General features: G+C 74.6%; 25 protein-coding genes. 6 read left to right on the forward strand and 19 right to left on the reverse strand.

All coding sequences use genetic code 11. From position 1 onward, the window contains the following. Positions 1–307 precede the first annotated feature (307 nt). Genes ACZ5WK_RS02890 through ACZ5WK_RS02910 form a run of 5 tightly spaced genes read right to left on the reverse strand, consistent with a single transcriptional unit; the run spans position 308 to position 6,020 of the window. Entirely contained in the window at positions 308–1,318 is a 1,011-nt protein-coding gene (locus ACZ5WK_RS02890) for an ABC transporter ATP-binding protein (RefSeq protein WP_396321769.1), read from the reverse strand. After that, positions 1,315–2,313 (reverse strand): ABC transporter ATP-binding protein, encoded by a 999-nt coding sequence (locus ACZ5WK_RS02895; protein WP_465544244.1) that lies wholly within the window; start codon positions 2,311–2,313, stop codon positions 1,315–1,317. Before ACZ5WK_RS02895 ends, ACZ5WK_RS02890 begins: the two co-directional genes overlap by 4 nt. After that, positions 2,313–3,299 (reverse strand): ABC transporter permease, encoded by a 987-nt coding sequence (locus ACZ5WK_RS02900; protein WP_449777166.1) that lies wholly within the window; start codon positions 3,297–3,299, stop codon positions 2,313–2,315. Before ACZ5WK_RS02900 ends, ACZ5WK_RS02895 begins: the two co-directional genes overlap by 1 nt. Then, entirely contained in the window at positions 3,296–4,255 is a 960-nt protein-coding gene (locus tag ACZ5WK_RS02905) for an ABC transporter permease (RefSeq protein ID WP_465544246.1), read from the reverse strand. Before ACZ5WK_RS02905 ends, ACZ5WK_RS02900 begins: the two co-directional genes overlap by 4 nt. A 13-nt stretch (positions 4,256–4,268) precedes the next feature. Next, the gene (locus tag ACZ5WK_RS02910) at positions 4,269–6,020 is read right to left on the reverse strand and encodes an ABC transporter substrate-binding protein (protein WP_465544248.1); all 1,752 of its coding nucleotides are present in this window, start codon (positions 6,018–6,020) and stop codon (positions 4,269–4,271) included. Between the two features lie 214 nt (positions 6,021–6,234). Between ACZ5WK_RS02910 and ACZ5WK_RS02915 the strand changes: the two genes are divergently transcribed. Then, positions 6,235–7,713 carry an aminopeptidase P family protein gene (locus tag ACZ5WK_RS02915; protein ID WP_465544250.1) on the forward strand — a complete coding sequence of 493 codons (1,479 nt, stop codon included), beginning with the start codon at positions 6,235–6,237 and terminating at the stop codon, positions 7,711–7,713. A gap of 309 nt (positions 7,714–8,022) precedes the next feature. Next, entirely contained in the window at positions 8,023–8,424 is a 402-nt protein-coding gene (locus ACZ5WK_RS02920) for a MerR family transcriptional regulator (RefSeq protein WP_465544253.1), read from the forward strand. Here ACZ5WK_RS02920 and ACZ5WK_RS02925 read toward each other — a convergent pair. The 3 genes from ACZ5WK_RS02925 to ACZ5WK_RS02935 all read right to left on the reverse strand — a co-directional run bounded on the left by ACZ5WK_RS02925 (position 8,393) and on the right by ACZ5WK_RS02935 (position 11,545). After that, positions 8,393–9,433: a nitronate monooxygenase gene (locus ACZ5WK_RS02925; protein ID WP_465544255.1), complete on the reverse strand. Its 1,041-nt coding sequence runs from the start codon at positions 9,431–9,433 to the stop codon at positions 8,393–8,395. The genes ACZ5WK_RS02920 and ACZ5WK_RS02925 overlap by 32 nt on opposite strands. Positions 9,434–9,519: 86 nt before the next feature. Beyond that, positions 9,520–10,170 carry a response regulator transcription factor gene (locus ACZ5WK_RS02930; RefSeq protein WP_396321776.1) on the reverse strand — a complete coding sequence of 217 codons (651 nt, stop codon included), beginning with the start codon at positions 10,168–10,170 and terminating at the stop codon, positions 9,520–9,522. Positions 10,171–10,183: 13 nt separating this feature from the next. Continuing rightward, entirely contained in the window at positions 10,184–11,545 is a 1,362-nt protein-coding gene (locus tag ACZ5WK_RS02935) for a sensor histidine kinase (RefSeq protein WP_465544257.1), read from the reverse strand. Positions 11,546–11,710: 165 nt separating this feature from the next. On the opposite strand from ACZ5WK_RS02935, the gene ACZ5WK_RS02940 reads away from it, so the two are divergent. Next, positions 11,711–12,787 (forward strand): ABC transporter permease, encoded by a 1,077-nt coding sequence (locus ACZ5WK_RS02940; protein ID WP_465544259.1) that lies wholly within the window; start codon positions 11,711–11,713, stop codon positions 12,785–12,787. Then, positions 12,784–13,464, forward strand: a complete 681-nt coding sequence (locus ACZ5WK_RS02945; RefSeq protein WP_465544261.1) for an ABC transporter ATP-binding protein — start codon at positions 12,784–12,786, stop codon at positions 13,462–13,464. Before ACZ5WK_RS02940 ends, ACZ5WK_RS02945 begins: the two co-directional genes overlap by 4 nt. Before the next feature lie 38 nt (positions 13,465–13,502). On the opposite strand, the gene ACZ5WK_RS02950 is transcribed toward ACZ5WK_RS02945, so the two are convergent. The 3 genes from ACZ5WK_RS02950 to ACZ5WK_RS02960 form a co-directional block, all read right to left on the reverse strand. Next, entirely contained in the window at positions 13,503–13,634 is a 132-nt protein-coding gene (locus tag ACZ5WK_RS02950) for a hypothetical protein (RefSeq protein WP_465544263.1), read from the reverse strand. A gap of 127 nt (positions 13,635–13,761) precedes the next feature. Further along, entirely contained in the window at positions 13,762–14,475 is a 714-nt protein-coding gene (locus ACZ5WK_RS02955) for a GntR family transcriptional regulator (protein WP_396321781.1), read from the reverse strand. Between the two features lie 175 nt (positions 14,476–14,650). Further along, complete coding sequence (locus ACZ5WK_RS02960) at positions 14,651–15,598, reverse strand: NAD(P)-dependent oxidoreductase (RefSeq protein WP_465544266.1); 948 nt, start codon at positions 15,596–15,598, stop codon at positions 14,651–14,653. A 100-nt stretch (positions 15,599–15,698) separates the two neighbouring features. Here ACZ5WK_RS02960 and ACZ5WK_RS02965 point away from each other — a divergent pair, with 100 nt between their 5' ends. Together ACZ5WK_RS02965 and ACZ5WK_RS02970 are read left to right on the forward strand one after the other, a co-directional pair. Further along, a complete protein-coding gene (locus ACZ5WK_RS02965; RefSeq protein WP_465544268.1) occupies positions 15,699–16,277 on the forward strand; it encodes a TetR/AcrR family transcriptional regulator in 579 nt (192 codons plus the stop codon). A gap of 107 nt (positions 16,278–16,384) precedes the next feature. Next, complete coding sequence (locus ACZ5WK_RS02970) at positions 16,385–16,717, forward strand: hypothetical protein (protein ID WP_465544270.1); 333 nt, start codon at positions 16,385–16,387, stop codon at positions 16,715–16,717. Between the two features lie 61 nt (positions 16,718–16,778). On the opposite strand, the gene ACZ5WK_RS02975 is transcribed toward ACZ5WK_RS02970, so the two are convergent. From ACZ5WK_RS02975 to ACZ5WK_RS03010, 8 genes are all read right to left on the reverse strand, one after another. Next, positions 16,779–17,657 carry an ornithine cyclodeaminase family protein gene (locus tag ACZ5WK_RS02975; protein WP_465544363.1) on the reverse strand — a complete coding sequence of 293 codons (879 nt, stop codon included), beginning with the start codon at positions 17,655–17,657 and terminating at the stop codon, positions 16,779–16,781. Between the two features lie 224 nt (positions 17,658–17,881). Beyond that, positions 17,882–18,910, reverse strand: a complete 1,029-nt coding sequence (locus ACZ5WK_RS02980; RefSeq protein ID WP_465544272.1) for a proline racemase family protein — start codon at positions 18,908–18,910, stop codon at positions 17,882–17,884. Next, positions 18,910–20,265 carry an aldehyde dehydrogenase family protein gene (locus ACZ5WK_RS02985; protein WP_465544274.1) on the reverse strand — a complete coding sequence of 452 codons (1,356 nt, stop codon included), beginning with the start codon at positions 20,263–20,265 and terminating at the stop codon, positions 18,910–18,912. Before ACZ5WK_RS02985 ends, ACZ5WK_RS02980 begins: the two co-directional genes overlap by 1 nt. Before the next feature lie 22 nt (positions 20,266–20,287). Next, positions 20,288–21,292 (reverse strand): proline racemase family protein, encoded by a 1,005-nt coding sequence (locus ACZ5WK_RS02990; RefSeq protein ID WP_465544276.1) that lies wholly within the window; start codon positions 21,290–21,292, stop codon positions 20,288–20,290. 93 nt (positions 21,293–21,385) lie between these two features. Beyond that, complete coding sequence (locus tag ACZ5WK_RS02995; RefSeq protein WP_396321822.1) at positions 21,386–22,249, reverse strand: dihydrodipicolinate synthase family protein; 864 nt, start codon at positions 22,247–22,249, stop codon at positions 21,386–21,388. A 119-nt stretch (positions 22,250–22,368) separates the two neighbouring features. Further along, a complete protein-coding gene (locus tag ACZ5WK_RS03000) occupies positions 22,369–23,964 on the reverse strand; it encodes an FAD/NAD(P)-dependent oxidoreductase (protein ID WP_465544277.1) in 1,596 nt (531 codons plus the stop codon). Further along, positions 23,945–24,259: a (2Fe-2S)-binding protein gene (locus ACZ5WK_RS03005; RefSeq protein ID WP_465544279.1), complete on the reverse strand. Its 315-nt coding sequence runs from the start codon at positions 24,257–24,259 to the stop codon at positions 23,945–23,947. The genes ACZ5WK_RS03000 and ACZ5WK_RS03005 overlap by 20 nt, the downstream gene beginning before the upstream one ends. A 111-nt stretch (positions 24,260–24,370) precedes the next feature. Beyond that, positions 24,371–25,540, reverse strand: coding sequence for an NAD(P)/FAD-dependent oxidoreductase (locus ACZ5WK_RS03010; protein ID WP_405359324.1), 1,170 nt, complete (start codon positions 25,538–25,540; stop codon positions 24,371–24,373). Positions 25,541–25,566: the final 26 nt, after the last annotated feature.

Consider the following 25,566-nt stretch of genomic DNA (forward strand, 5'->3'; position numbering starts at 1 on the left):
AGCCGTGGGGCGGGGACGCGGGCACCCGGCCCGTCGGGCCCGTCCCCTCCCCACCGCCCCACCGCCCCAGCCCCCAGCCCCGGCTCCCCAGCCCTCGCATGCGCGGCCGCAGCCGCAGCCCAGAAGGCCCGTACCCCTCGCTCCCGGGTACGGGCCTTCGACGTCGTGGAACCCGGTCGGGCGCGGCCCTCAAGAGGTTCCCCGCCGCGCCCGACCGGGAGTCGGAGAGGGGCCCGTCGACGGGCCCCGGGGTGGAGCCGTACCGCCCGGCGTGGGGAGACGGGGCGGTACGGCGGTCGGGGGAGGCCTACGCCTCCGGGAAGTGGCAGGCCGCCTGCCGGGCGCCCGGCCCGGCGATCTGCAGCAGCGGCCGTTCCGTGCGGCAGATCTCCTGCGCCTTCGGGCAGCGCGGGTGGAAGGTGCAGCCCGTCGGCGGATTGGCCGGGCTCGGCGGGTCGCCGAGCAGCACGATCCGCTCGCGCGCCCGCTCGGCCGCCGGGTCCGGCAGCGGCACGGCGGAGAGCAGCGCCCGGGTGTACGGGTGGGCCGGGTTGCCGTACACCTCCGCCTTGTCGCCGATCTCGACGATCCGGCCGAGGTACATCACCGCGACCCGGTCGCAGACCCGCTTGACCACCGAGAGGTCGTGCGCGATGAACACGTACGCCAGGCCCAGCTCGTCCTGGAGCCGCTCCATCAGGTTGACCACCTGGGCCTGGATCGAGACGTCCAGCGCGGAGACCGGCTCGTCGGCGATCACCAGCCGGGGCGAGGTGGCCAGGGAGCGGGCGATCCCGATCCGCTGGGCCTGGCCGCCGGAGAACTCGTGCGGGTAGCGGTCGAGGTGTTCGGGGATCAGCCCGACCAGCTCCATCAGCTCGGCGGCCCGCTTCCGCGCCTCGGCCGCGCCCGAGCCCTGGACCAGCAGCGGTTCGGAGATGATCCGGGCCACCGTCTGGCGGGGGTTGAGCGAGGAGTACGGGTCCTGGAAGACCATCTGCAGGTGCCGTCGGTGCGGCCGCAGCTGGGCCTGCGACAGGCCGCCGATCTCGGTGCCGTCGAAGGTGACGGTGCCCGAGGTCGGGTCGAGCAGACGGACGATCATGCGCCCGGTGGTCGACTTGCCGCAGCCGGACTCGCCGACCAGGCCGAGCGTCTCGCCCTTGCCGACGTCGAAGCTGACCCCGTCCACGGCCCGGACCGGGGCGCCGGCCCGGCCGGCCCGGCCGCGCTTGCCGGGGAACGTCTTCACCAAGTCCCGCACCGACAACAGCGGTTCGAACGGCTTGGCGGCGGCCGGGGACGGCTGGGCGGTCATGAACGGGCTCCTTGCGGCACCAGCGGCAGGTGGCAGGCGGCCTGGTGGCCGGGGGCGAGCGGGCCGAGCGCGGGGCGCTCGGCCAGGCAGCGGGCGTGCTCCTCGGCGGTGGCCGCGGTGGTGCGGGCGCAGCGCGGGGCGAAGGAGCAGCCGGGGGCGGGGGCGATCAGCGACGGCGGGCTGCCGGGGATGGCCCGCAGCGGGGCGTCGTCGGTGTCGTCGAGGCGGGGCAGCGAGTCGAGCAGCCCGCGGGTGTACGGGTGCGCGGGGGCGCCGAACAGGCGGTCCACGGCGGCCTGTTCGGCGGCCCGGCCGCCGTACATGACCAGGACCTCGTGGGCGACCCGGGCGACCACGCCCAGGTCGTGGGTGATCATGACGACGCCGAGGCCGCGGTCCTGCTGGATCCGGGCGATCAGGTCGAGGATCTGGGCCTGGACGGTGACGTCGAGGGCGGTGGTGGGCTCGTCGGCGATCAGCAGGTCGGGTTCGCAGGCGAGTGCCATGGCGATCATCACGCGCTGGCGCATGCCGCCGGAGAACTGGTGCGGGTACTCGTCGACCCGGCGGGCGGGTTCGGGGATGCCGACCTCGCCGAGCATCTCCACCGCGCGCTCGCGGCCGGCCTTGCGGGAGGCCTTGAAGTGCACCCGGTAGTGCTCGGCGATCTGCTCGCCGACGGTGTAGAAGGGGTGCAGGCTGGAGAGCGGGTCCTGGAAGATCATGGCGATCCGCCGGCCCCGGACGGTGCCCAGCTGCCGCTCACCCAGCCCGTTCAGCTCCTGCCCGGCGAGCCGGATCGAGCCGGTGACGGCGGCGCCGCGGTGCAGGCCCATCACGGCGAGCGAGGTGACGGACTTGCCGCTGCCGGACTCCCCGACCAGGCCGAGGGTCTGCCCGGCCGCCACGGTGAAGGAGATGCCGTCGACGGCCCGGACGGTGCCGCGCGGGGTGTCGAAGGAGACTGCGAGATCCTCGACCTCCAACAGTGCCATCAGTACCTCACTCTCGGGTCGACCACCGCGTAGAGCAGGTCGACCAGCAGGTTCGCCGCGACGATGAAGAAGGCCGCGAGCAGGGTGACGCCGAGGATGACCGGCTGGTCGGAGCGGATCAGCCCGTCGTAGAAGAGCCGGCCGACCCCGGGCAGGCCGAAGATGGACTCGGTGATGACGGCGCCGGCGAGCAGGCCGCCGAGGTCGATGCCGAAGATGGTCAGGATGGGGGTCATCCCGGAGCGCAGCCCGTGCTTGACCGTCACGGTCAGCGCGGGCAGGCCCTTGGCGCGGGCCGTCCGGATGTACGGCTCGGCCATCGTCTCGATCATCGAGTTGCGGCTCTGCCGGGCGTACATGGCCGCGTACAGCAGGGCCAGCGCGATCCACGGGAGCAGCAGGTTGGAGGCCCAGCCGAAGGGGTCGTCGGTGAGCGCGTGGTACGACGGGTAGGGCAGCAGGCCGGCGGTCCGCACGACGCCCCAGATCAGCATGATCGAGGTGAAGTAGACCGGCAGCGACGCGGTGCCGACCGAGAGCACCATCAGGGTCTTGTCGGTGAGGCCGCCCTTGCGCAGGGCCGAGGTGATGCCGGCGCCGAGGCCGAGGACCAGCCAGAGCACCGCCGCACCGAAGGCGAGCGAGACGGAGACCGGCAGGCGGTCGGTGAGCAGGTCCCAGACCGGCAGCCCGTACTCGTAGGAGTAGCCCAGGCACGGGAAGCCGCAGTGCACGGCGCTGGGGCCGCTGCCGTAGTCGCGGCCGGCGAAGATGCCGAGCAGGTAGCTGCCGAACTGGTCCCAGACCGGCTTGTCCAGGCCCATCGCCACCTTGACGGCGTCAAGTCGCTCGGGGCTGCACGTCTTGCCGCAGGCGGCCGCGGCCGGGTCGTTGGGCAGCAGGTAGAAGATGGTGAAGGTGATCGCGCAGATGGCGAGCAGGATGCCCGCGACGCCGATCAGCCGGCGGCCGAGGTAGATGATCACGACCGGCCTCCCCGGGGGTCGAGGATGTCGCGCAGCGCGTCACCGAGCAGGGTGAAGGCGAGCACCGCGATGAAGAGGAAGACCGTCGGGATGAGGAAGTACGTCGGATCGGTCTCGTAGTGCAGGATGCTCTCGGCGATCATCTGGCCCCAGGACGCGGTGGGCGGGCGGACGCCCACGCCGAGGTAGCTCAGGGCGGCCTCGGTGGCGATCATGCCGGGGATCAGCAGCGTGGTGTACGCGATGATCGGGCCGGAGACGTTCGGCAGGATCTCCCGGGTGAGGATGCGCCAGGACCGGGCTCCGCCGACCTTGGCCGCCTCGACGTACTCGCGGTGCTTGAGCGAGAGGGTCTGACCGCGCACCACCCGGGCGATGCCGGGCCAGCCGAACAGGCCGATCACCAGGGTCATCAGCAGGATCCGGTTGACGTCCTTGGCCACCGACATCATGGCGATCATGAAGATCAGCGAGGGGAAGGACATCGTGAGGTCCATCAGCCGGGAGAGCGCCGCGTCGATGCGGCCGCCGAAGTAGCCGGCCACGATCCCGGCCAGGGTGCCGACGATCACGACCAGGGCGGTCGCGATGAACGCGATCAGCAGCGACACCTGGCCGCCGTGCAGGACGCGGGCGAACAGGTCGCGGCCCGAGCCGGGTTCGACGCCGAGCCAGTGCCGGGTGCCGATCCCGCCGAAGTCGCCGATCGGCGTGCCGCCGATGTAGGGGTCGACGGCGCGCTTGTCGAACTCCTCCGGGGTCCAGCCGCCGAGCGAGCTCAACGGGCCCGCCAGGGCGGCCGCCAGGATCAACACGGCGACGGTGATCAGGCCGAACCGGGCCGAGCCCCTGGCCCACAGCTGGTCCCAGACCAGCCGCCAGGGCCCGCGCCCGGCGGCCTTCGCGGGGCCCGCCGCCGTGACCTCCACGGCGGCGGGCTCAGTGGTTGTACTCATCGGTGACGGTCCCTCAGCCCTGGCTCTTCGAGGGGTCCTTGAGGCCGATCACAGCCATGTCGATCATGCCGGCGTAACCGGAGTTGCCGAACGCGCCGGCCACGTTGGTGCCGGCCAGCAGCGGGCGGCGCTGCCACATCAGCGGAACGGCCGGGGCCTTCTTCACCAGGTCCTCGTCCAGCTGCTTCCAGGCGGCGTTGGCCTCGGCCAGGTCGGTCATGGCCGCGATCTGGTCCATCCGGTCCATCGTGGCCTGGTCCCGGAACTGGCTGTAGTTGCCCTGGTTGCCCTTCTCCTTGATGGTGCGGCCGTCGAAGAGGAAGGGCAGGAAGGTCGCGGCGGACGGGTAGTCCGGGCACCAGCCGTTGATGTACAGCTCGGGGGCGTTCTTGGTGTCGCCGACGGCGTCGGCGATGGCGGACGCGTCCACGGTGTTGACGGTGACCTGGACGCCGGCCTTGGCCAGCGACTGCTGGAGCGCCTCACCGCGGCTCTTGTCGCCGATGGAAACGGTGAGCGAGACCTTGAGGTCGGCCTTGCCGGCCGCCTTGAGCAGCTCCTTGGCCTTCGCCGGGTCGCCGGCGGCCGGGATCTTCAGCGGGTCGGCCTTGGCGCCGCCGGTCAGCGCGGGCGGCAGGAAGGAGGTGGCGACGTCGGCCATCGCCGGGCCGCCGAACGCGGTGACCTGGGCCTCGCGGTCGACGGCGTACATCATCGCCTCGCGCACCTTCGGGTCGTCGAAGGGCGCCTTGGCGGTGTTCAGGTACAGCATGTCGGTACAGCCGGTCTGCTCGGCCACCATGCGGGACTTGACGTCCGCCTTGGGCAGCACCTTGGCGACGGACTCGTGCTGCATCCACGGCATCTCGACGGTGGAGGCGTCCGCGCCCTCGCTGGCGATGATCCGGTCGTCGGCCTGGCCGCCCTTGAGGCCCTGGGTGACCACGATCTTGTCCGGGTACGCCTTGCGGACCGTGTCGGTGGACTGGTCCCAGTTGGTGTTGCGGACCAGGACGAGCTGCTTGCCGCGGTCGTAGGAGGCGATCTTGTACGGCCCGGAGGCGAACGGCCGCGAGTCGTACTGGGTGCCCTTCTCCTGGGCCTGCGGCACCGGGGAGAAGGTCGGCAGGGTGGCGGTGTAGGAGAACTCGGCGACCGGGCGCTTCAGGTGGAAGACGATGGTCTTGTCGTCCGGGGTCTCGATGCTGGGCAGGTGCTCACCCGTCAGCGGGCCCTTGTAGTTCTCGCCGCCGGCCAGGTACTGGATCGCGTAGTCGGGGCCGCCGGTGAGGTCCGGGGAGAAGGACCGCTCGACGTTGTACTTGACGTCGGCGGACTTGATCGGGCTGCCGTCCTCGTACTTCAACCCGTCGCGCAGGGTGAAGGTCCAGGTCTTGCCGCCGTCGGAGGACTTGCCGAGGTCGGTGGCGAGGTCCGGGACGATCTCGCTGCCGGCGGCGCCCGGCTCGGCCTTGAAGGTGACCAGGGTGCGGTAGATCAGGCGGGTGCCGAAGTCCATGTGCGGCAGGACCCAGTTGCGGGCGGGGTCGAGGTGGGCGAAGTCCTGGTTGGTGAGGACGGTGAGGGTGCCGCCCTTGACCGGGGTGCCGCCGATGATCGAGCCGGACTCCGCGCCCGGGCCCTTGGTGCTCGTGGCCGCGGCGTCCCCGCCGGTGTCGCTCTTGTCGTTCTTGCAGGCCCCGAGGCCGAGGGTGAGTGTGGCCGCGAGGGCCGCCGCGAGGGCGGCGTGGGTGCGCCTGGTCATGTGCAACTCCGCAGTGGGGGGCCCGCCGTAGGCCCGTGGTCCGGCCCCGGGGCTGGTCCGGGGCCCGGCCGGGGAGGGCGACCTCAGGGGGTCTAGCCGCTCCGCGGTGTGACCCGTAACATAGTAATGTGAAATTGCACTGCACAAGAGGTGGCGCGCCCCGTTACCGAGCTGTGTCCGTGCAACCCTCCAGCCCCGCTTAGGAGAACACCCGGTGACCCTCCGTCAGACCGGTCTCAACACCGGCAGCCACGACCTGCCCGTCTCCCCCGCCCTCGACGCCTTCATGGGCACCTCCTGGGCCCCCACCCCGCTCCCGGCCGACCAGCGCGTCCCCGGGTACGCCGCGCTGCCCGGCCGCCACGCCCGCCTCTCCGCCGCCTTCCCCGGCGAGCGGCTGATCGTCCCCGCCGGCGAACTCAAGGTCCGCAGCAACGACACCGACTACCGGTTCCGCCCGCACAGCGCCTACGCCTGGCTCACCGGCCTCACCGGCGAGGACCAGGTCGGCCACGTCCTCGTCCTCGAACCGGCCGGCCCCGAGGGCCACGAGCCCGTCCTCTACCTGCGCCCGCGCTCCCCCCGCGGCGGCGACCCCGTCCGCGGCGCCGAGTTCTACCGCGACCGCCGCTACGGCGAGTTCTGGGTCGGCCGCCGTCCCGACCTCGCCGAGGCCTCCCGGCTCACCGGCCTGGCCACCGGGCACCTCGACGACCTCGACAAGCTGCTCACCGGCCCGCAGCCCGCCGGCACCCGGGTTCTCGCCGGCATCGCCCCCTCGCTCGACGCCGCCACCGGCCGCCCCGGCTCCCCGCAGCTCGCCGAGGGCGACGCCGCACTCGCCGCGGTGCTCTCCGAACTCCGCCTCGTCAAGGACGCCTGGGAGGTCGACCAGCTCCAACTCTCCGTCGACCACACCGTCCTGGGCTTCCAGGACGTCGTCCGCGCCCTGCCCGACGCCCTGCGCCACCACCGCGGCGAGCGCTGGATCGAGGGCGTGTTCAACCTCCGCGCCCGCGCCGAGGGCAACGGCACCGGCTACGAGACCATCGCCGCCTCCGGAGCCCACGCCTGCGTCCTGCACTGGATCCGCAACGACGGCCCGCTCGACCCCGGCGCCCTGCTGCTGCTCGACGCCGGCGTCGAGACCGACACCCTCTACACCGCCGACATCACCCGCACCCTCCCGCTCTCCGGCACCTTCACCGACGTCCAGCGGCAGGCCTACGAACTGGTCCTCGCCGCCCAGGACGCCGGCATCGCCGCCCTGCGCCCGGGCGCCCGGTTCCGCGACTTCCACCACGCCGCGATGCGCGTCATCGCCGAAGGCCTGGCCGACTGGGGCGTCCTGCGGGTCCCCGCCGAACAGGCGCTCGCCGAGGACAGCGGCGTCTACCGCCGCTACACCCTCTGCGGCACCGGCCACATGCTCGGGCTCGACGTCCACGACTGCGCCAAGGCCCGCGCCGAGACCTACCTCGACGGCGTCCTCGAGGAGGGCCACGTCCTCACCGTGGAACCCGGCCTCTACCTCCAGCCCGACGACGAGACCCTCCCGCTGGAACTCCGCGGCCTCGGCATCCGCATCGAGGACGACCTCGTGATCACCTCCGACGGCGCCCGCCTCATGTCCGGCGCCCTGCCCCGCACCGTGCCCGCCCTCGAATCCTGGATGTCCGCCCTTCTCGCCTGAGCCCCTCCGCCACCGCCACGGGGTGCGGTGACAGGGGGGTGCGGTGACAAGGGGGGTGCGGTGACAGGGGGTCAGCAGCAAGGGGGTCGACGGCAGAGGATCGGCGGCGGGGGTCGACGACCGGGGGTCTGATTCAGGCGAGCCCGATCGTCCGATCCCCTGCCGCACGGTGGCCTCGCCCCCGCCGCCGATACGCGGCGGCGCGGGCCCGCGGGCCGTCCGGGCCGACCGCCTGCCCGTGCTCGATCTGCGACGCCCTCGCCCGGCTCACCCCGAGGTGTGCGCCCCGGCGATGGGATGATCAGCGGTATGAGTGCATCCGGAGTCGAGCTGCTGACGCCCGCGGAGGCGGTCGAGCGGTCCGGGTTCAGCCTGGACACCCTGCGGTACTACGAGAAGATCGGGCTGCTGGGCGCGGTGCAGCGGGCCCGGACCGGCCACCGGCGGTTCAGCGAGGACGACCTGGCCTGGCTCGCCATGCTGCGCTGCCTGCGGGACACCGGGATGCCGATCGCGGCCATGCTGCGCTTCACCGAGCTGGCCCGCGGCGGGGACACGACGGTGGCGGAGCGGCTCACCGTGCTGGAGGAGCACGACGCGCAGGTGGAGGAGCAGATCGCCCACCTGCGGCGCCAGCAGCACCACATCCGGGCGAAGATCGGCCACTACCGCTCCGTGCTCAGCGACGAGCCCGCTCCCACAGCTCCCTGACGATCTCCGCGGCCGGCCCGCCGCGGGCCGCCCGGTGCCCGGTGCCGGCCCACAGGTGCATCGCCGCGGTGTCCGCCCGCGCGGCCGCCGCCGCGCGCAGCGGCTGGGTGAGGTGGTGCACCTCGGGGTAGACGGCCGGCGCGTACGGCCCGAACCGCTCGATGAACGCGTTGCCCAGGCCGCGGGCGGGCCGGCCGGTGAAGGCGCGGGTCACCACCGTGCCGGGCAGTTCGGCCAGCGCCGCCCGGTGCGCCGCCGACGCGCCGGACTCGTCGGCCCGCAGCAGCGCCGTCCCCAGCTGGGCGGCCACCGCCCCGGCCCGCAGCGCGGCCGCGATCGCCGGCCCGTCGGCCAGGCCACCCGCCGCGATCAGCGGCAGTGCCGTCACCGCCCTTACGGCGGGCAGCAGTTCGAGCAGCGGGACGTTTCCCGGCCGGTCCGCCACCCGGTGGGTGGCCCGGTGCCCGCCCGCCTCGGGGCCCTGCACGCAGAGCGCGTCCATCCCGGCCGCCTCGGCGCGCCGCGCCTCCTCGGGCGTGGTGACGGTGCCGACCTGGTAACTGCCGGCCGCCCGCAGGGCCCGCACCTCCTCGGGTGCGGGCAGGCCGAAGGTGTACGACACCGCGGGGACGGGCACCGGCCCGGCCAGCAGCGCGGCGATCTTGGCGTCCCAGTCGTCACGGTCCGGCGCGATCGCCCCGGGCAGCCGGACACCCCGGCGCTCGGCTTCCGGCAGCAGGCGCTCCCGGTACGCGGCGACGGCCCGCGCGTCGCCGGGCCCGGCGGGCCCGGCCGGAACGAAGAGGTTCACGCCGAACGGCCGGTCCGTCAGCTCCCGGACGCGCTCGATCTGTCCGGCCATCGCGTCGGCGCTCCGGTACCCGGCCGCGAGGAACCCGAGCCCGCCCGTCCCGTTCACCGCGGCCACCAGCTCCGGTGTGGACGCCCCGCCCGCCATGGGCGCGGCGATGACGGGAACGGCGAGCTCGTCGAGGCGGACGGCGGCCATCCGGGTTCCTCCACTCCACGCAACGGTTCGAACCCGTCCCACCCTACGTCCGCCCGCCGGCCCGCCGGGTGTCCCTCGGGCGTCCCTCACACCCCCCGGCGGATCAGCCCCCGCGCCCGTGCCTCCCGCACCGCCGCCGTACGCGAGTCCACGCCCAACTTCGTGTAGATGTGCACCAGGTGCGACTTCACCGTCGCCTGGCTCAGGTGCAGCCGCTGGCTGACCTGCTGGTTGGTCAGCCCGTCCGCGACCAGCCCGAGCACCTCCGTCTCGCGCGCGCTGAGCGCCGCCGACGGCGTGCGCATCCGCTCCAGCAGCCGGTCCGCCACCGTCGCGGCCAGCGCCGTGCGCCCGGCCGCCGCCGAGCGGACGGCCCGCGCCAGCTCCTCGGGCGGCGCGTCCTTGAGCAGGTACCCGGTGGCCCCGGCCTCCAGCGCGGGGAGGGTGTCGGCGTCGGTGTCGTACGTGGTGACGACGAGCACCCGCGGCGCCCCGGCACCCCGGGCGGTGATCGCGGCGGTGGCCTGGGCGCCGTTCATCGCCGAGCCGGGCCCGAACTGGAGGTCCATCAGCACCACGTCCACCTCGACCTCCTCGGCGAGCTGCACGGCCCGCTCGGCGGTGGCGGCCTCGGCGACGATGGCGAAGTCGGGTTCGCTCTCCAGGACGGCCCGCAGGCCGGCCCGGACCACCGGGTGGTCGTCGGCCAGCAACAGCCGGATCACCTGATCACTCACGCACGTTCCTCGATCACGTAGGTTCCTCTCTCGAAGCATTCGGCGCACCCGCAGGCCCGGAAGGGCGCGCAGGACCCGAAGCACCCGGCGCACCCGGCGCACCCGCAGCCCTCGACGCACCTGCCGTCCCCGAGGCACCCGGCGCACCCGGCCCACCCGAGGCGCCCGCCCCGGCGGGCACCGGCAGCAGCACGGCGAGCGCCGTCCCCTCCCCCGGCGCGGACTCGACGGTGAAGGTACCGCCCAGCGCCCGCGCCCTGGCCCGCATCGACGGCAGCCCGAAGCCGCCGTCCCCGCCGGCCCCGCCCGTACCCGCGCCCGCGGCGACCGCCGCCGGGTCGAACCCCGTCCCGTCGTCGAACACGTCCAGCGCCACCTCACCCTCCATGTAGCTGAGCGTCACCTCCGCGTGCGAGGCCTCGGCGTGCCGCACCGCGTTGCCGAGCGCGGACTGCGCGATCCGCAGCAGCGCCACCTCCTGCGGCGTCGGCAGCTGCACCCGGTCCCCGGAGACGTGCAGGCGGACGGAGAGACCGCTGTGCGCCGTGGTGGTGGCGCAGAGCCGCTCCAGCGCGACCGGCAGCGAAGCGCCCTCCAGGTCGGCCGGGGTGAGCGCTCGGACGAAGCGCCGGGCCTCGGCGAGGTTGTCCTGGGCGGCCTGCCGGGCCTGTTCGACGTAGCCGGCGGCGGCCTCGGTCCGCTCGGGCAGCGCCCGTTGGGCGGCCCGCAGCAGCAGCTGGATGCTAGAGAGGCTCTGCGCGAGGGTGTCGTGGATCTCCCGGGCGAGCCGTTCGCGCTCGGCGAGCACGCCGGCCGCGTGGTGGGCGGCGGCGGCGTCCGCGCGGGCGGCGGTGAGCTCGTCGATGAGCCGGCGCCGTTCCTCGCTCTCCCGGTAGAGCGCCTGGTAGCCGAGGACGGTGGCGGTGGCGACGGCCGCGCCGAGCGCGGGCCCGATGGCGGAGGCCAGGCTGAACGTGTGCTGGTGCCAGGACCACGCCGCGATCGCCGTGCCCGCCGTGAGCCCGACCGCCACGAGCCCGCCCCGGCGGCCGAGCAGGTGCAGCTCCAGGAAGTACAGCGGGAAGGCCAGCCAGACCCCGTCCTGGGTGGCGGCCAGCACGCCCACCCAGGTGACGCCGAGCAGCACCAGCCAGAGCGCGGCGGCCCGCCGGGACCGCCGGACGGCGCCGACCAGCGGCCCGGCCGTGTAGACGGCGGCCATCGCGGCGGCGGCGGCGGTGACCGCGGCCGGGTCACCGTCCCGGCCGGCCACCGCCCGGGCGACGGCGAGCGCGAGCAGGCCCGCCACCAGCAGGTGCAGGCAGACCTGGAGTACGCGGGCGACGGGGGTGGTGCGGAGTCGTTCGGTCGCCATCCGTCCAGCCTAGGATCCGCGGCGCCGGCCGGGCATCAATCAAAAGGTTGAACTCCGCTTCTGCCCTTCGATGCCGGGGATGCAATCCCCCGGGCGATGCCGGCCCACCCCCTCCTCCGCGACCGTGGTGAGCGTTGCCACAGCAGTCGAGGAGAGAGGCCGGACGTGTTCGTCGCCTGGAGGGACCTTCGGTTCGCCAAGGGGCGGTTCGCCCTGATGGGAACCGTGATCGTGCTGATCACCGTGCTGGTCGGCCTGTTGTCGGGCCTGACGGCCGGGCTGGGCCGGCAGAACGTCTCGGCGATCACCGGCCTGCCCGCCGACCACCTGGTCTTCTCGAAGCCGGCCGACGGCCAGAAGCTCTCCTTCACCGACTCCCAGGTCACACCCGAGCAGTGGCAGGGCTGGGCGCAGCAGCCGGGCGTCACGGCCGCACAGCCGCTCGGCATCACCACCACCAAGGCCGCCGCCGGGCAGCGCACCGCCGCGCTCTCCGCGTTCGGCGTGCCGGACGGCTCCGGGCTCGCCCCGCAGGGCTCCCTGCTCGCCCCGGGACGGGCCGTGCTGTCCGAGACCGCTGCCGAGAGCCTGGGCGGTCTGCGCCCGGGCGCGGGCTTCACCCTGGGGGGCCGCCCGCTCCAGGTGGCCGCGGTGGCCGGCGACGCCTCGTACAGCCACACCCCGGTCGTCTGGACCAGCCTCACCGACTGGCAGCAGTTCGCCCCGGGCGGCAGCGGGCACGCCACCGTGATCGCCCTGACCACGGCCTCCGGCGCGGGCCTCGCCGCGGGCGACGCCCGCTTCGGCACCGAGACCCTCGGCCGCGAGGACGCGTTCGCCGCGATCGGCTCCTACACCTCGGAGAACGGCTCGCTGCAGCTGATGCGCGGCTTCCTGTTCGTCATCTCGGCGCTGGTGATCGGCGCCTTCTTCACCGTCTGGACGATCCAGCGCAGCGGTGACATCGCCGTCCTGAAGGCACTCGGCGCCTCCACCCGCTACCTGCTGCGGGACGCGCTCGGCCAGGCGGTGCTGCTGCTGGTGCTCGGTACGGCCGTGGGCACCGCCGTCGCGGCCGGTGCCGGGGTGCTGATCGGCTCCGCGGTCCCGTTCGTGCTGGACGCCCCGACCGTTCTCCTCCCGGCCGCCGTGATGATCGCGCTCGGCGCGGCCGGCGCCGCCCTGTCCATCCGCCGGATCACCTCCGTCGACCCGCTGACCGCCCTGGGGAGCGCCCGATGACCCTGCACCTCGACCGCATCACCCTCACCTACCCGGACGGCGACGGCCGGCTGACCGCCCTGGACGAGGTCTCGCTCAGCGTCCCCAAGGGCTCGATCACCGCGGTGGTGGGCCCGTCCGGCTCCGGCAAGTCCAGCCTGCTGGCGGTCGCCGCGACACTGATCGCCCCGGACACCGGCCGGGTCGTGGTGGACGGCGTCGAGACCACCGGCCTGAACCGCGCCGAGCTCACCGCCCTGCGCCGGCACCGGATCGGCATCGTCTTCCAGCAGGCCAACCTGCTGCCCTCGCTCACCGCCGCCGAACAGCTCCAGGTGATGGCCCACCTCGACGGCCGTTCTCCGCGCGCGGCCCTGCCCCGGGCCCTCGAACTCCTGGACGCCGTGGGCCTGCGCGACCAGGCCGCCCGCCGCCCGCACCAGCTCTCCGGCGGTCAGCGCCAGCGCGTCAACATCGCCCGCGCCCTGATGAACGACCCCACCGTCCTGTTGATCGACGAGCCCACCAGTGCCCTCGACCACGACCGCGGCGCCGCCGTCATCGACCTCGTCACCGAGCTCACCCACCGCCGCGCCACCGCCACCGTCCTGGTCACCCACGACCGCACCCACCTGAGGGCGGTGGACCAGGTCGCCGAGGTCCACGACGGAAGGCTGACCGTCCCGGCGACGGCGTGACCACTTCTCCACGGTGAGCACGTCGTCCACCGAGAGCGTCACCGACGCCCCGCTCGATCCGATCGATCCGGCGGCGTCACGGTGATCCGGCTCCCGATGATCTCGACCCGGCGCCCCGCGAACTGCCGGGAAATCGGCTCGGCGACTTCGAGCAGCGTCGGGTGCTCCATGGGCACTTCCACTGCAGCGGCGGACATGGAATTCCGCCTGGCTGCCGATGTCGAGAGCACCGTCGTAGAACCAAGCCGCCTTCAGGCGCCCGGTCTTCGGCCTTCACCCGAACGAGTGCCCGTACCCCTACCGGGCCCGCAGCCGCAGGGCCGGGCGGGCCTCGTCCTCCGTGTCCTCCTGCCCCGCCGCCCAGAGCGACCGGACGTGGCCGAGGTGGCGGGACATGCAGGCCTCGGCGGCCTCGGCGTCGCCGGAGAGCATGAGGTCGAGCAGTTCGACGTGCTCCTCGGCGGAGGAGACGAGCTCGCCGCGCTGGTCGAGGCGGTTGAGTCCGTAGAGGCGGGAGCGCTTGCGCAGGTCGCCGACGACCTCGACCAGGTGGGCGTTGCCGGCCAGGCCGAGCAGGTCGAGGTGGAACTGGCGGTCGGCCTCCAGGTAGCCGATCAGGTCGTGCTTGCGGGCGGCGGCGACGATGGCCTCGGCCTGCGGGCGCAGCGCCTCCAGCTGCTCGGCGGTGGCGGTGCGGGTGACCCGGCCGATGATGGGGATCTCGATGAGGGCGCGGATCTCGGTGTACTCGTCGAGGTCGCGCTCGGTCAGCTCGGTGACCCGGAAGCCCTTGTTGCGGACGGCCTCGACCAGGCCCTCGCGGGCGAGGTCGAGCATGGCCTCGCGGACGGGGGTGGCGGAGACGCCGAAGTCGGCGGCGAGGGCGGGTGCGGAGTAGACCACGCCGGGGCGCAGCTCACCGGAGATGAGGGCGGCGCGGAGGGCGTGGGCGACCTGGTCGCGCAGCCGCTCCTGGACGGAGATCAGGGTGCGGGGTTTCAGGTCGGACATGGCGTTCCTCCGGGTGGTTGCAGAACACCAGCGTACAATGTCACGTTACGTTGAGCGTGCAACATTCCGTGATTCGGACGATCCGTCAGCAGACCACGAGCCCGACGGAGCCCATCGTGGCAGTGGCCGCCGGCCGTGACAACGGCCGGCGGCGCACTCCGCGGCAACGATCCCGCTACGCCTTCCGGAACAGGCCGATCAGGCTGGTCGTGCTGGACGCCCCGTGCCCGGCGGCCACCCCGCTCCGGAAGACGTCGGCCAGCAGCCCGGGCAGCGCGCCGTCCACCCCGGAGGCCTCCACCGTGTCCCGGACGTGCTCGATGCTGGCGAGCCCCATGGCGAGCCGGTCCACGTCGCCCTCGTGGTGGCCGGCCGCTATCCGGGGCGCGTAGAACGCGAGGAAGCCGGGCATCGAGGCGGCTGTCGAGGAGGCGTAGGGCAGGAACTCCTCCGCCGAGATGCCGTTGGCCTCGGCGACGGCGGTGGCGTGCAGATAGCCCACCAGCGAGGTCCAGAAGAGGTCCATCTGGATCTGGTAGTACAGCTGCGCCAGCCCGGGGTCGTCACCGCGGTAGTCGGCGCCGGTCAGCACCTCCAGGGTGGCCCGGTGCCGCCGGAACAGCTCGACCGGCCCGCTGTAGAAGGTGGACGACTCGGCCTTGCCGATGCCCGACGGCGGCACCTGCACCCCACCGGTGAGGTGACCGGCCCCCAGCCCGGCGAGCCGGCGGGAGGCCTCGCGGGCCCGCTCCGGGGTGTCCGAGCTGAGGTTGACGATCACCTTCCCGGCGAGCGCGCCCCCGGCGGCGGCGAGGACGTCGAAGACCGCGTCGTAGTCGGTGAGGCTGAGCACCACCAGCTCGTTGGCGGCGACGGCGGCCTCGGCGCTGGGCGCCAGGACGGCGCCACGGGCGACGAGTGCGTCGGCCCGGGCGGCGGTCCGGTTCCAGACCGTGACGGCGTGGCCGGCGTCCAGGTAAGCGCCGGCCATCGCCCGGCCCATCGGGCCGAGGCCGATCACGGTGACGGGCCGCTTGAACTCCTGCCGCGAGTACTGCGAGTACTGCGGGTGCTCCGGGTGCCGCGAGTGCTGCGAGTGCTCCGGGTGCTGCGAGTCGGACATGGGGATCCCCCTCCGCTAGAACGAACGCTCTATCCAAGAAGGGACGCTAACACAGCTCTGGAACGAACGCTCTATTCAGCAGGTCGGCTAGACTCACCGCGTGAAGACGACGACGACCGGCACCCGCGAGCGGATCGTCCGGGCCACCTCCCGGCTGCTGCAGCGCCAGGGGTACGAGGGCACCGGAATCAAGCAGATCTCGCGCGAGGCGGAGGCCACCCTCGGCTCCGTCTACCACTTCTTCCCGGGCGGCAAGCAGGAGTTGGCCGCCGAGGCGATCCGCCACGGCGACCAGGAGTTCGCCGAGCTGCTCCGCGCGGGGCTGGGCACGTCGGAGGACCCGGCCGAGGCGATCACCGCCTGCACCCGGCTGCTGGCCGAGGCTCTGCGCGAGTCCGAGTGGCAGGACGGCTGCCCGATCACCAGCACCGCCCTGGAGACCGTCGGCCGTGCCCCGGTGATCGAACAGGCCGTCGTCGAGGCGTTCGCCCACTGGCGCGCCCTCGTGGAGGAGAAGCTGCACACCGCCGGGCTCGGCGCCGACGACTCGCGCGAGCTGGCCGCCACCGTCATCAGCACCCTGGAGGGCGCCGAGCTGGCCGCCCAGATCGCCCGCAGCGAGGAGCCGCTGCACCTCACCGGCAAGCACCTGGCCCGCCTGATCACCACCTACCGGTAGCCGGAAACGCCGAAAGCGGCCGACGTGGCCGGGGATCCCTTCCCACCACGCCGGCCGCAGCTCCGGCCCACCATCACAACGCCCGACCACAGCCCGGGGAAACGGACTTGGGAATCGAACTCGCCCTCTACGACAGCCGCCCGCCCGGCCACCGGAAGAGGCCCGCCACCGAACTGCACCTCTCACTCGGCCACGGCGACGCACTGGCGGCCGCCCTCGCCGCCCACACCCACCCCACCGACCACCGCCTCGGCCGGGTCGACCCGTACGGCGACACCCTGTTCAACGAGCAGGACGCCGGCGCCGCACTGGCCGAGACGGCCGCCCTGCTCGCCCGGTGCAGCACCGAGGCCCAGCGGGCGGCCGTCCTCGACCTCGCCGAGGTACTCGCCAAGTGCGCGGGGACACCCGGCAGTTGGCTCTGCTTCATCGGCGACTGAGTTCTCCCGGCGACCGAGCTCGCCTCACGTGACCGAGCCCTTCCCAGTGCCCGACTTCTCCTCAGCCGCCGCACCGGTACATCTGAGCCGCGACCGCGAGATCCTCCCAGGCCATCCCGACGCTCTTGAAGAACCGCGGCCGGTCACTCGGCACCGGCACCTCCCCGCGGACCAACTCGGCCAGGTTCCAGAGCACATCGGCACCGGTGACGCCCGCCATCAGGAGGTCCCCCGCCTCCCGCAGCGCGGCGGCCCGCGCCTCGACGTACAGCTCCGCCCGGCCGACCAGCGCCGCGTCCACCTCGCAGGCGTCCGGCTCGTGCGAGCCGACCGCCACCACGACGGCGTGGCCGGGCACCAGCTCGCCGTCGAACAGCGGGGTGCGCGCGGTGGTGCAGCAGACCACCAGGTCGGCCCCGGCCACCGCGTCCGGCGTCCCCACCCGTGCCGACAGCCCGCGTCCGCGCGCGTACGCGGCCAGCGCCTCGGCCGGCGCCGCGCTACGGGCCACCACCGTGACCCGGGTCAGCGGCCGGACGGCGATCAGCGCGTCCAGGTGCCCGTACGCCTGCGGCCCGGCGCCGAACAGCACGAGGTGCTCGGCGTCCGGCGCGGCCAGCCGGCGCAGGGCGACGGCGGTGACGGCGGGTGTGCGCAGGGCGGTGAGCGCGGCACCGTCCATCAGGGCGACCGGCTGGAGCGTCGGACCGTCCAGCAGCAGGTAGCTCCCGGTGATCCGGGGCAGGCCGACGGCCGGGTTGGCCGGGGCCACCCCGGCGATCTTCACCCCGGCGTACTCGGCGGAGGCGGCCGGCATCAGCAGCAGCTCGCCGGCCGGCACCGGCACCGCCGACCGCGCGGGCGCGGCCTCCGGGTCCAGCCCCTCCCACAGCACCCGCTCGATCGCATCGGCCGCCTGCACCGGCGTCAGGGCCTGCACCGGCCCGGCGGCGCCCGGCCGGCCCGCCGCCCCCGTCAGGGCCTCGGCGCCGGGTACCCGGGTGCCCGGCGCCGAGGCCTCCCGCGGGTGAGCGCCCGGCGCGACGCGCCGGAGCGGCGCAGCGGCCGCGCCGGGCAGCGTGGGGGCGGGCGTTCTCTCCGCCTCGCTCCGTTCGCCGGTCAGCGTCAGGGCGGGCGTTCCCCCGGTCTCGCTCCGGTCGCCGGTCACAGCAGGAACCCCGTCCCCAGCTCGTCGCCCGCCTCCAGGACGAAGCTGTGCTCGCCGGTGCGGTGGGCGCTGCCCGTCACCTCGGTGACCACGCCCCCGTCGAACGGGTCGCCCCCCGGGAGCACCCGGCCGCCGAACACCGTTCCGACCAGCGACTCGTGCCGCAGCTCCCCGCCCGGCGCGAGCCGGCCCTCGGCGGCGAGGACGGCGAGCCGGGCCGAGGTGCCGGAGCCGCACGGCGAGCGGTCGATCTGGCCGTCGGCGAAGACGGTGACGTTGCGCTGGCTCAGCCCCCCGTCCACGGCGGGCAGTTCGTCGTACAGGATGACCCCGTAGACACCCGAGAGCAGCCGGTCCGTCGGGTGTTCGACGGCCGGCGAGCCGGCCAGGGCGGCCCGGATCTCCCGCCCGGCGGCGGTGAGTTCGGGCAGCAGGCCGGGTTCGACGGCGAGGCCCAGCGCGGCGGCCGGCACCGAGACGTAGCAGGCGCCCGCGTGCGCGACGGCGGCCTCGACCACCCCGTACGAGGTGGGCACCGGCAGCTTGAGCGCGGTGACGACGGCCGGCACGTTGCGGAAGGTCACCCCGGTGGTCCGGCCGCCCGCGCGGTGGACCAGGGCGGTGACCCGCCCGGACGGGACGTCGATCCGCACCCGGGCCACCCCGTCGTCCGGGGCGGGGACGAGCCGGGAGTCCACCGCCCAGGCGCCGAGCGCGATGGTGCCGTGGCCGCAGGCGGTCGAGTAGCCGTCCTTGTGCCAGAAGAGCACGCCGAGGTGCGCCTCGTCGTCGTCCGGCGGCACCAGGAACCCGCCGTACATCCCGGCGTGCCCGCGCGGCTCCCGGGTGAGCAGCTGCCGCACCCGGTCGAGGGCGCTGGGCCGGGGCGCGGTGGCGGTGCCGCCCGCGCCGAGCGCGATGGCCCGGCGCTCGGCGACGCTGTCACCGGGGGCGCCGGGCGCGCCGCCGACCACGATCCGGAACGGCTCCCCGGCGGTGTGGTAGTCCACCGTCCGTACGAGCATCACGCGCCCCCGGCCGGCAGCACGCTGACGGTGCGGCTCGCGGTGTAGAAGTCGAGCACCGCCTGGCCCTGTTCGCGGTCGCCGTGGCTCGCGCCCTTGGCACCCCCGAACGGCAGGTGGAAGTCGACGCCGCTGGACGGCGCGTTGATCCGGATCATGCCCGCGTCCAGCCGGTCGGCGGCGGCCAGGGCCACGTCCAGGCTGCGGCTGTGCACCGAGGTGGCCAGCGAGTGCGGGGTGTCGTTGGCGAGCGCGACGGCCTCGTCCAGGTCGGCGGCGGGCAGCAGGACGGCGATCGGGCCGAAGAACTCCTCACGCCGCAGCGGGTGGTCGGCGGGCACGTCGGCGAGCAGGGTCGGCTCGACGTACCAGCCGGCCCGCTCGGGGACCGACCCGCCGGTGAGCACGGTGGCCCCGGCCGCGCGGGCGGAGTCGACGGCGCCGGTGAGCCGGTCGCGGGCGGCGGAGGAGATGACGGGACCGCAGGCCGCGTCGTCGACCAGGCCGAGCGCCTTCACCAGCGCGGCGCGCAGCGGCTCGTACGCCGTGCCGACGGCGATCACCCGGCTGGTGGCGGTGCACTTCTGGCCCGCGTACCCGGCGATGGCGGCGGCCAGGTGGGCGGCGGCCTGCTCGACGTCGGCGTCCGGCAGGACGAGCGCGGCGTTGAGGCCGCCCAGCTCGGCCTGGACCGGGATGCCGCGCTCGGTGGCGGCCCGCACCACGGCCCGGCCGACGCCGGTCGAGCCGGTGAACGAGACCACGTCCGCCGCGCCGACCAGCGCCTCGCCCTCCTCGGCCCCGCCGGGCAGCACGGTGAACACGTCCTCGGGGAGGCCGGCCAGCTCGGCCAGGCGCAGCGCGCACGCGGTCGCCTCCGGGGCCGGCTTGAGCACCACGGCGTTGCCGACGGCCAGCGCGGGCGCGGCCTTCCAGGCCGGGATCGCCAGCGGGAAGTTCCAGGGCGTGATCAGCCCGGCCACCCCGTACGGGCGGCGGCGGGTGAGCAGCAGGCCCCCGCCGGCGGCGGGCTCGTGGACGGCGCCGGACGGCGCGTACGGCGCCTGCGCGTAGTAGCGCCAGATCGCGGCGGTCCGGGCGACCTCGCCGCGGGCCTCGGCGAGCGGTTTGCCGACCTCGCGCACGATCAGCGCGGTCAGCTCGTCCGCGTGCGCCTCGACCGCCTCGGCGATCCGGGTGAGCGCCGCCGAGCGGGCCGCGGCACCGCCCGCGAGCCAGCCGGCCTGCGCGGCCCGGGCCCGTCCGACGGCGGCCCGGACGGCCTCGGCACCGGGTGCCTCGGCCTCGGTGACCAGGTCCTCGGGGTCGGCGGGGTTGTACGAAAGGATCGTCACAGCTAACAGCCCTTCAGATGGCTCAGAGCAGGAACCCGGCCGGGAACGGGTCGCTCGGGTCGAGGAAGTACTGGGCGGTGCCGGTGATCCAGGCCCGCCCGGTCACGGTGGGGACGACGGCGGGCCGTCCGGCCACCTCGGTCTCCTCGACCAGGCGGCCGGTGAAGGTCGTCCCGATGAAGGAGTCGTTGCGGAAGTCCCGCCCCAGCGGCAGCTCGCCGCGCGCGTGCAGCTGGGCCATCCGCGCGGAGGTGCCGGTGCCGCACGGCGAGCGGTCGAACCAGCCGGGGTGGATGGCCATCGCGTGCCGGGAGTGCTCGGCGGTGGAGCCGGGCGCGAGCAGCTGGACGTGGTGGCAGCTGTGGATGGACGGGTCCTCCGGGTGCACCGGCCGGCCGGGGCCGCCGTTGATCGCGTCCATCAGGGCCAGCCCGGCGTCCAGGATCTCCTGCTTGCGCTCGCGCTCGAAGGGCAGGCCGAACTCGGCGAGCGGCAGGATGGCGTAGAAGTTGCCGCCGTAGGCGAGGTCGTAGCCCACCGTGCCGTATCCGGGCACCTCGATCTTGCGGTCCAGCGCCACCGAGTAGGAGGGCACGTTGCGGATGGTCACCGCGGTGGCGGCGCCGTCCTCGACCTGCACCTCGGCGACGACCAGCCCGGCGGGGGTGTCCAGCCGGACGGTGGTGACCGGCTCGACCACCGGCACCATGCCGGTCTCGACCAGCACGGTGGCGACGCCGATGGTGCCGTGGCCGCACATCGGCAGCAGCCCGGACACCTCGATGTAGAGCACGCCGTAGTCGGCGTCCGGCCGGGTCGGTGGCTGGAGGATCGCCCCGCTCATCGCGGCGTGGCCGCGCGGCTCGTACATCAGCAGGGTGCGGAAGTGGTCCAGGTGCTGCTGGAAGTGGACCCGGCGCTCGGCCATGGTGACACCGGGGATGACGCCGAACCCGCCGGTGACGACCCGGGTCGGCATGCCCTCGGTGTGCGAGTCGACGGCGTGGAACACGTGGCGGCTGCGCATGTGATTGCGGCTCCCGTCGGATGGTCGGATGGTGGGTTCGGGGCCGGGCCGGCTGCCCCCGCAGCCGGCGCCGTTCCCGGGGCTTCTCGACGCCTACGCCAGGCCCTCGGCGAGCGCCTTCTCGGTGGCCGCGCGGACGGCCGCCTCGATCTCCGGGGTGAGCGGCAGGCGCGGTGCCCGGGTCGGGCCGCCCTGGCGGCCGGCGATGTCCATGGAGAGCTTGATCGCCTGCACGAACTCGGTCTTGGAGTCCCAGCGCAGCAGGGAGTGCAGCGCCTTGTAGAGCGGCAGCGCGGTCTCCAGCTCGTGCGCGACGGCGGCCCGGTAGAGGGCGACACTGGCCTCCGGCAGCGCGTTCGGGTAACCGGCGATCCAGCCGACGGCGCCGGCCAGGGCCAGCTCCAGCAGCACGTCGTCGGCGCCGATCAGCAGGTCGAGGCCGGGAGCCAGCTCGGCGATCTCGTAGGCCCGGCGGACGTCACCGCTGAACTCCTTGACCGCGACGATCGAGCCCTCGCCGTGCAGCTCGGCGAGCAGCGCGGGGACGAGGTCGACCTTGGTGTCGTACGGGTTGTTGTAGGCGACGATCGGCACGCCCGCCTTCGCCACCTCGGCGTAGTGGGCGCGGACGGCGGCGTGGTCGGCGCGGTAGGCGTTCGGCGGCAGCAGCAGGACGGAGCCGGCGCCGGCCTCGGCGGCCTGCTCGGTCCAGCGGCGGGACTCGGCGCTGCCGTACGCGGCGACGCCGGGCATCACCCGGGAGCCGTCGCCGGCGGCCTCGACGGCGACCTCGACGATCCGGGCGCGCTCCTCGTCGGTGAGGGTCTGGTACTCCCCCAGCGAGCCGTTGGGGACGACGCCGTCGCAGCCCGAGGCGATCAGCCAGCGGACGTGCTCGGCGTAGGCGTCGTAGTCGACGGAGAGGTCCGGGCGCAGCGGGATCGTGGTGGCGACCATGATGCCGCGCCAGGGCCGGGTGGTGTCGTGCGGGGTGTGGGACACAGGTGACTCCTTGGTGAGGTGTGACATTTTATTAGATGGCGCGCGGTGGAGACAAGAGTCCCCGCCGTGCAGGTTCAGTCGCGCGGCGCGTCGGCGGGCAGACCCGCCGCGAGCTGCGACAGCGGCACCGGGCAGGACAGCGGACGGCTGTCCGCCCGCGCCTCGACCGGCCCCGGAGCCGAAGCCGGACCAGAACCCGGGCCCGCCGCCGAAGCGGGGCCCGACCCGGGGGCCGAACCCGAGCCCGCCGCCAGGCAGGCCACCGCCGGACCGCACATCCGGCCCTGGCACCAGCCCATCCCGGCCCGGGTGAGCAGCTTCACGGTCCGCGCGTCGCCGGCGCCCAGCTCGTCCACGGCCTCCCTGATCGCGGCCGCCGGGACCTCCTCGCAGCGGCAGACGTCGGTGTCCGGGCGCAGCCACTGCGGCCAGCCCGGCCCCGGCCGGTGCGCCGCGGCCATCAGGTCGGCGAAGGCCCGCAGCCGGGCGCGGCGGCGCAGCAGGCCGGTGGAGACCGGCACGCCGGCCACCGCGTGCGCGGCCATCTCGCCCTCGGCGATCGCCAGGTCCGCGCCGCCGACACCGCAGGTCTCACCGGCCGCCCAGAGGCCGGGGACGGTGGTCCGCAGCTCGGCGTCGACCGCGAGCGCGACCGCGCCGTCGGCGGTGGTCCGGGTCCCGGCACCCAGCTCGGTGGCCAGCTCGATCTGCGGCAGCAGGCCGTGGCCGACGGCGAGCGCGTCGCAGGCGATCCGCCGCTCGCTCCCGGGCACCGGCGTCCAGTCGGCGTCCAGCCGGGCGACGGTGACGCCGGTGACCCGGTCGGTGCCGTGCGCCTCGACGACGGCGCTGCGGCGGCGCAGCCGGACGCCGTGGCGCAGCATCGCGGCGCCGTGACCGGCTCCCTCGACCAGCTTGGCCGGGACGGCGGCCAGGACGCCGGGGCGCCGGGCGTAGGCGAGGTAGTTGGTGGCCTCGACCACCGCGGGCACCCGGGCCCCGGCGGTGACCAGCGAGGAGGCCGCGGCGAGCAGCAGCGGCCCGCTGCCCGCGACCACGATCCGCTTGCCGGGCAGCACCAGGCCCGTCTTGAGCATGGCCTGCGCGCCGCCGGCGGTGACCACCCCGGGCAGCGTCCAGCCGGGGAACGGCAGCTGCCGCTCGTACGCACCGGTGGCGAGCACCACGGCAGCGGCCCGCACGGTCGCCCGGTCGCCGGCCTCCGGCCCGAGGGTCGCGTGCACGGCCCAGGCCGTGTCGTCCTCGCCCCCCGAGGCCCCGGCCGCGCCCTGCCGCACACCGGACGCGCCGGCCGCGCCCTGCCGCACGTCGGCTGCACCGGCCACGCCGCCCACCCGCTCCAGCGCCCAGACCTGGTGGCCGGCCAGGTGGTCGACCCGGCCCGCCTCGCGGTGCGCGGCAAGCCGGTCGGCCCACCCGGTGTAGACGGACCAGCCGTGGTGCAGCCGGTCCGGCCTGGCGGCGCCGAGGCCGGGGGCCGGGTGCCGGTAGTACTGCCCGCCGGTCCGCGGGCCGGCGTCGACGAGGGCGCAGCGCAGCCCGAGGTCGGCGGCGGCCACCGCGGCGGCGAGCCCGGCCGGACCGGCCCCGATCACCGCGAGGTCGTACGGCCCGGAGCGGTCGAAGGATTCAGACGGCGAGATCGGCACGGCCGTTGCCCTCCTGGGTGGTGACGGTGGTGCCGGGCTCGGCCGGCAGCAGACAGGTGCGCTGGTTGGGCCGCCCGTCGACGGTGGCCAGGCAGTCGAAGCAGACACCGATCCCGCAGAACGCCCCGCGCGGCCGGCCGCCGACCCGGGTGGTGCGCCAGGCCAGGACGCCGTCGGCCCAGAGCGCGGCCGCGATCGTCTGCCCGGGCAGCGCGTGGACGGCCCGGCCGTCGAACTCGATGGTGTGGGCGGGGCCGGGTACCGCCCCGACCAGGTCGGCGGGGGTTCGGCGCATGACTGGGGTTCTCCGTTCCGGTCGTGGATCGTGGGCTGGTACGACTGTCGGGCTCGCGCGCCAGGGCGGCGTACGAGCTCTTTGCAAAGCGGCTGTCGCACTTTGCAAAGGTCACGCGGGACCGTCGGCCCCGAACCGGTCGGCCCGGAACGGCGTGAGGTCCAGCTCCGGCCGCTTGCCGGTGAGCTGCTCGCCGATCAGCAGCCCGGTGGCCGGGGCGAGCCCGATGCCCGCGCCCTCGTGGCCGCAGGCGTGGTAGAGCCCGGGCACCCGCGGGTCGGCGCCGATCGCGGGCAGGTGGTCCGGCAGGTACGGGCGGAAGCCACGGTAGGCGCGCAGCACGCTGACGTCCGCGAGCACCGGGAACAGCGCCGCCGCCTGCGCGGCGAGCCGCTGGAGCACCTCCACCGAGAGCGTCCGGTCGAAGCCGACCCGCTCCCGGCTGGCGCCGATCAGCACCGGCCCGCCGGGCGTGCCCTCGACCACCGCCGAGGTCTGCAGCGCGGCCGATCCGCTGGCGACGTCCGCGACGTAGTCGGCGGCGTAGACCTTGTGCCGGACGATCCTCGGCAGCGGCTCGGTGACGAGCACGAAGCCGCGGCGCGGCAGCACCGGCAGGTGCACCCCGGCCAGGGCGGCCAGCTCGCCGCCCCAGGTGCCGGCGGCGTTGACCACTGCGGGCGCCGCCAGCCTCCGCCGGTCGGTCACCACGCCGAGCACGGCGCCGTCCGGCCCGGTGGTCACCTCCCGGACGGTCTCGCCGGTGTACAGCACGGCGCCGTCGCGGCGGGCGGCCCGCAGCAGGTGGGCGGCGGCCAGGGCGGGCTGGACCTGGGCGTCCTGCGGGTAGTGGAAGCCGCCGGCCAGCCCGGCGGCGAGGTGCGGTTCGAGCTCGCGCAGCCGCTCGCCGGGGATCTCCTCGGCCGTGACGCCGACCGCCGCCTGCTCGGCGGCGAAGGCGCGCAGGGCGTCCTGCCGGGCGGGTGTGGCGGCGACAACCAGGCCCCCCTTGGGCTCGTACTCGACGGCCGCGCCGAGCTCCTCGGCGAGCTCCTGCCAGAGCCGGGTGGAGAGCAGGGCGAGGTCGAGTTCGGGCCCTGGCTCCTTGTCGGAGACCAGCAGGTTGCCCTCGCCGGCGCCGGTGGTGCCACCGGCCACCGGCCCGCGGTCGATCACGGCGACGGCGAGCCCGGCACGGGCGGCGTAGTAGGCGCAGGCGGCTCCGACGACGCCGGCGCCGACCACGACGACGTCCAGGGGAGGTCTCTGAGGCTGGGACACGCCAGTAATATGTCACATGCCATCAC

It is taken from the genome of Kitasatospora sp. NPDC032757 (assembly GCF_055579305.1).

Excerpts from the sequence above, each read along its gene's own strand:
- ACZ5WK_RS03005 (WP_465544279.1), bottom strand. The coding sequence starts at position 24,259 with ATGCGCCGAACCCCCGCCGACCTGGTCGGGGCGGTACCCGGCCCCGCC.
- ACZ5WK_RS02905 (WP_465544246.1), bottom strand. The coding sequence starts at position 4,255 with ATGAGTACAACCACTGAGCCCGCCGCCGTGGAGGTCACGGCGGCGGGC.
- ACZ5WK_RS02890 (WP_396321769.1), bottom strand. The coding sequence starts at position 1,318 with ATGACCGCCCAGCCGTCCCCGGCCGCCGCCAAGCCGTTCGAACCGCTG.
- ACZ5WK_RS02895 (WP_465544244.1), bottom strand. The coding sequence starts at position 2,313 with ATGGCACTGTTGGAGGTCGAGGATCTCGCAGTCTCCTTCGACACCCCG.
- ACZ5WK_RS02925 (WP_465544255.1), bottom strand. The coding sequence starts at position 9,433 with ATGGCCGCCGTCCGCCTCGACGAGCTCGCCGTTCCCGTCATCGCCGCG.
- ACZ5WK_RS02995 (WP_396321822.1), bottom strand. The coding sequence starts at position 22,249 with ATGGTCGCCACCACGATCCCGCTGCGCCCGGACCTCTCCGTCGACTAC.
- ACZ5WK_RS02910 (WP_465544248.1), bottom strand. The coding sequence starts at position 6,020 with ATGACCAGGCGCACCCACGCCGCCCTCGCGGCGGCCCTCGCGGCCACA.
- ACZ5WK_RS02950 (WP_465544263.1), bottom strand. The coding sequence starts at position 13,634 with ATGGAGCACCCGACGCTGCTCGAAGTCGCCGAGCCGATTTCCCGGCAG.
- ACZ5WK_RS02945 (WP_465544261.1), top strand. The coding sequence starts at position 12,784 with ATGACCCTGCACCTCGACCGCATCACCCTCACCTACCCGGACGGCGAC.
- ACZ5WK_RS02920 (WP_465544253.1), top strand. The coding sequence starts at position 8,023 with ATGAGTGCATCCGGAGTCGAGCTGCTGACGCCCGCGGAGGCGGTCGAG.
- ACZ5WK_RS02990 (WP_465544276.1), bottom strand. The coding sequence starts at position 21,292 with ATGCGCAGCCGCCACGTGTTCCACGCCGTCGACTCGCACACCGAGGGC.
- ACZ5WK_RS02960 (WP_465544266.1), bottom strand. The coding sequence starts at position 15,598 with ATGTCCGACTCGCAGCACCCGGAGCACTCGCAGCACTCGCGGCACCCG.
- ACZ5WK_RS02980 (WP_465544272.1), bottom strand. The coding sequence starts at position 18,910 with ATGCTCGTACGGACGGTGGACTACCACACCGCCGGGGAGCCGTTCCGG.
- ACZ5WK_RS02955 (WP_396321781.1), bottom strand. The coding sequence starts at position 14,475 with ATGTCCGACCTGAAACCCCGCACCCTGATCTCCGTCCAGGAGCGGCTG.
- ACZ5WK_RS02935 (WP_465544257.1), bottom strand. The coding sequence starts at position 11,545 with ATGGCGACCGAACGACTCCGCACCACCCCCGTCGCCCGCGTACTCCAG.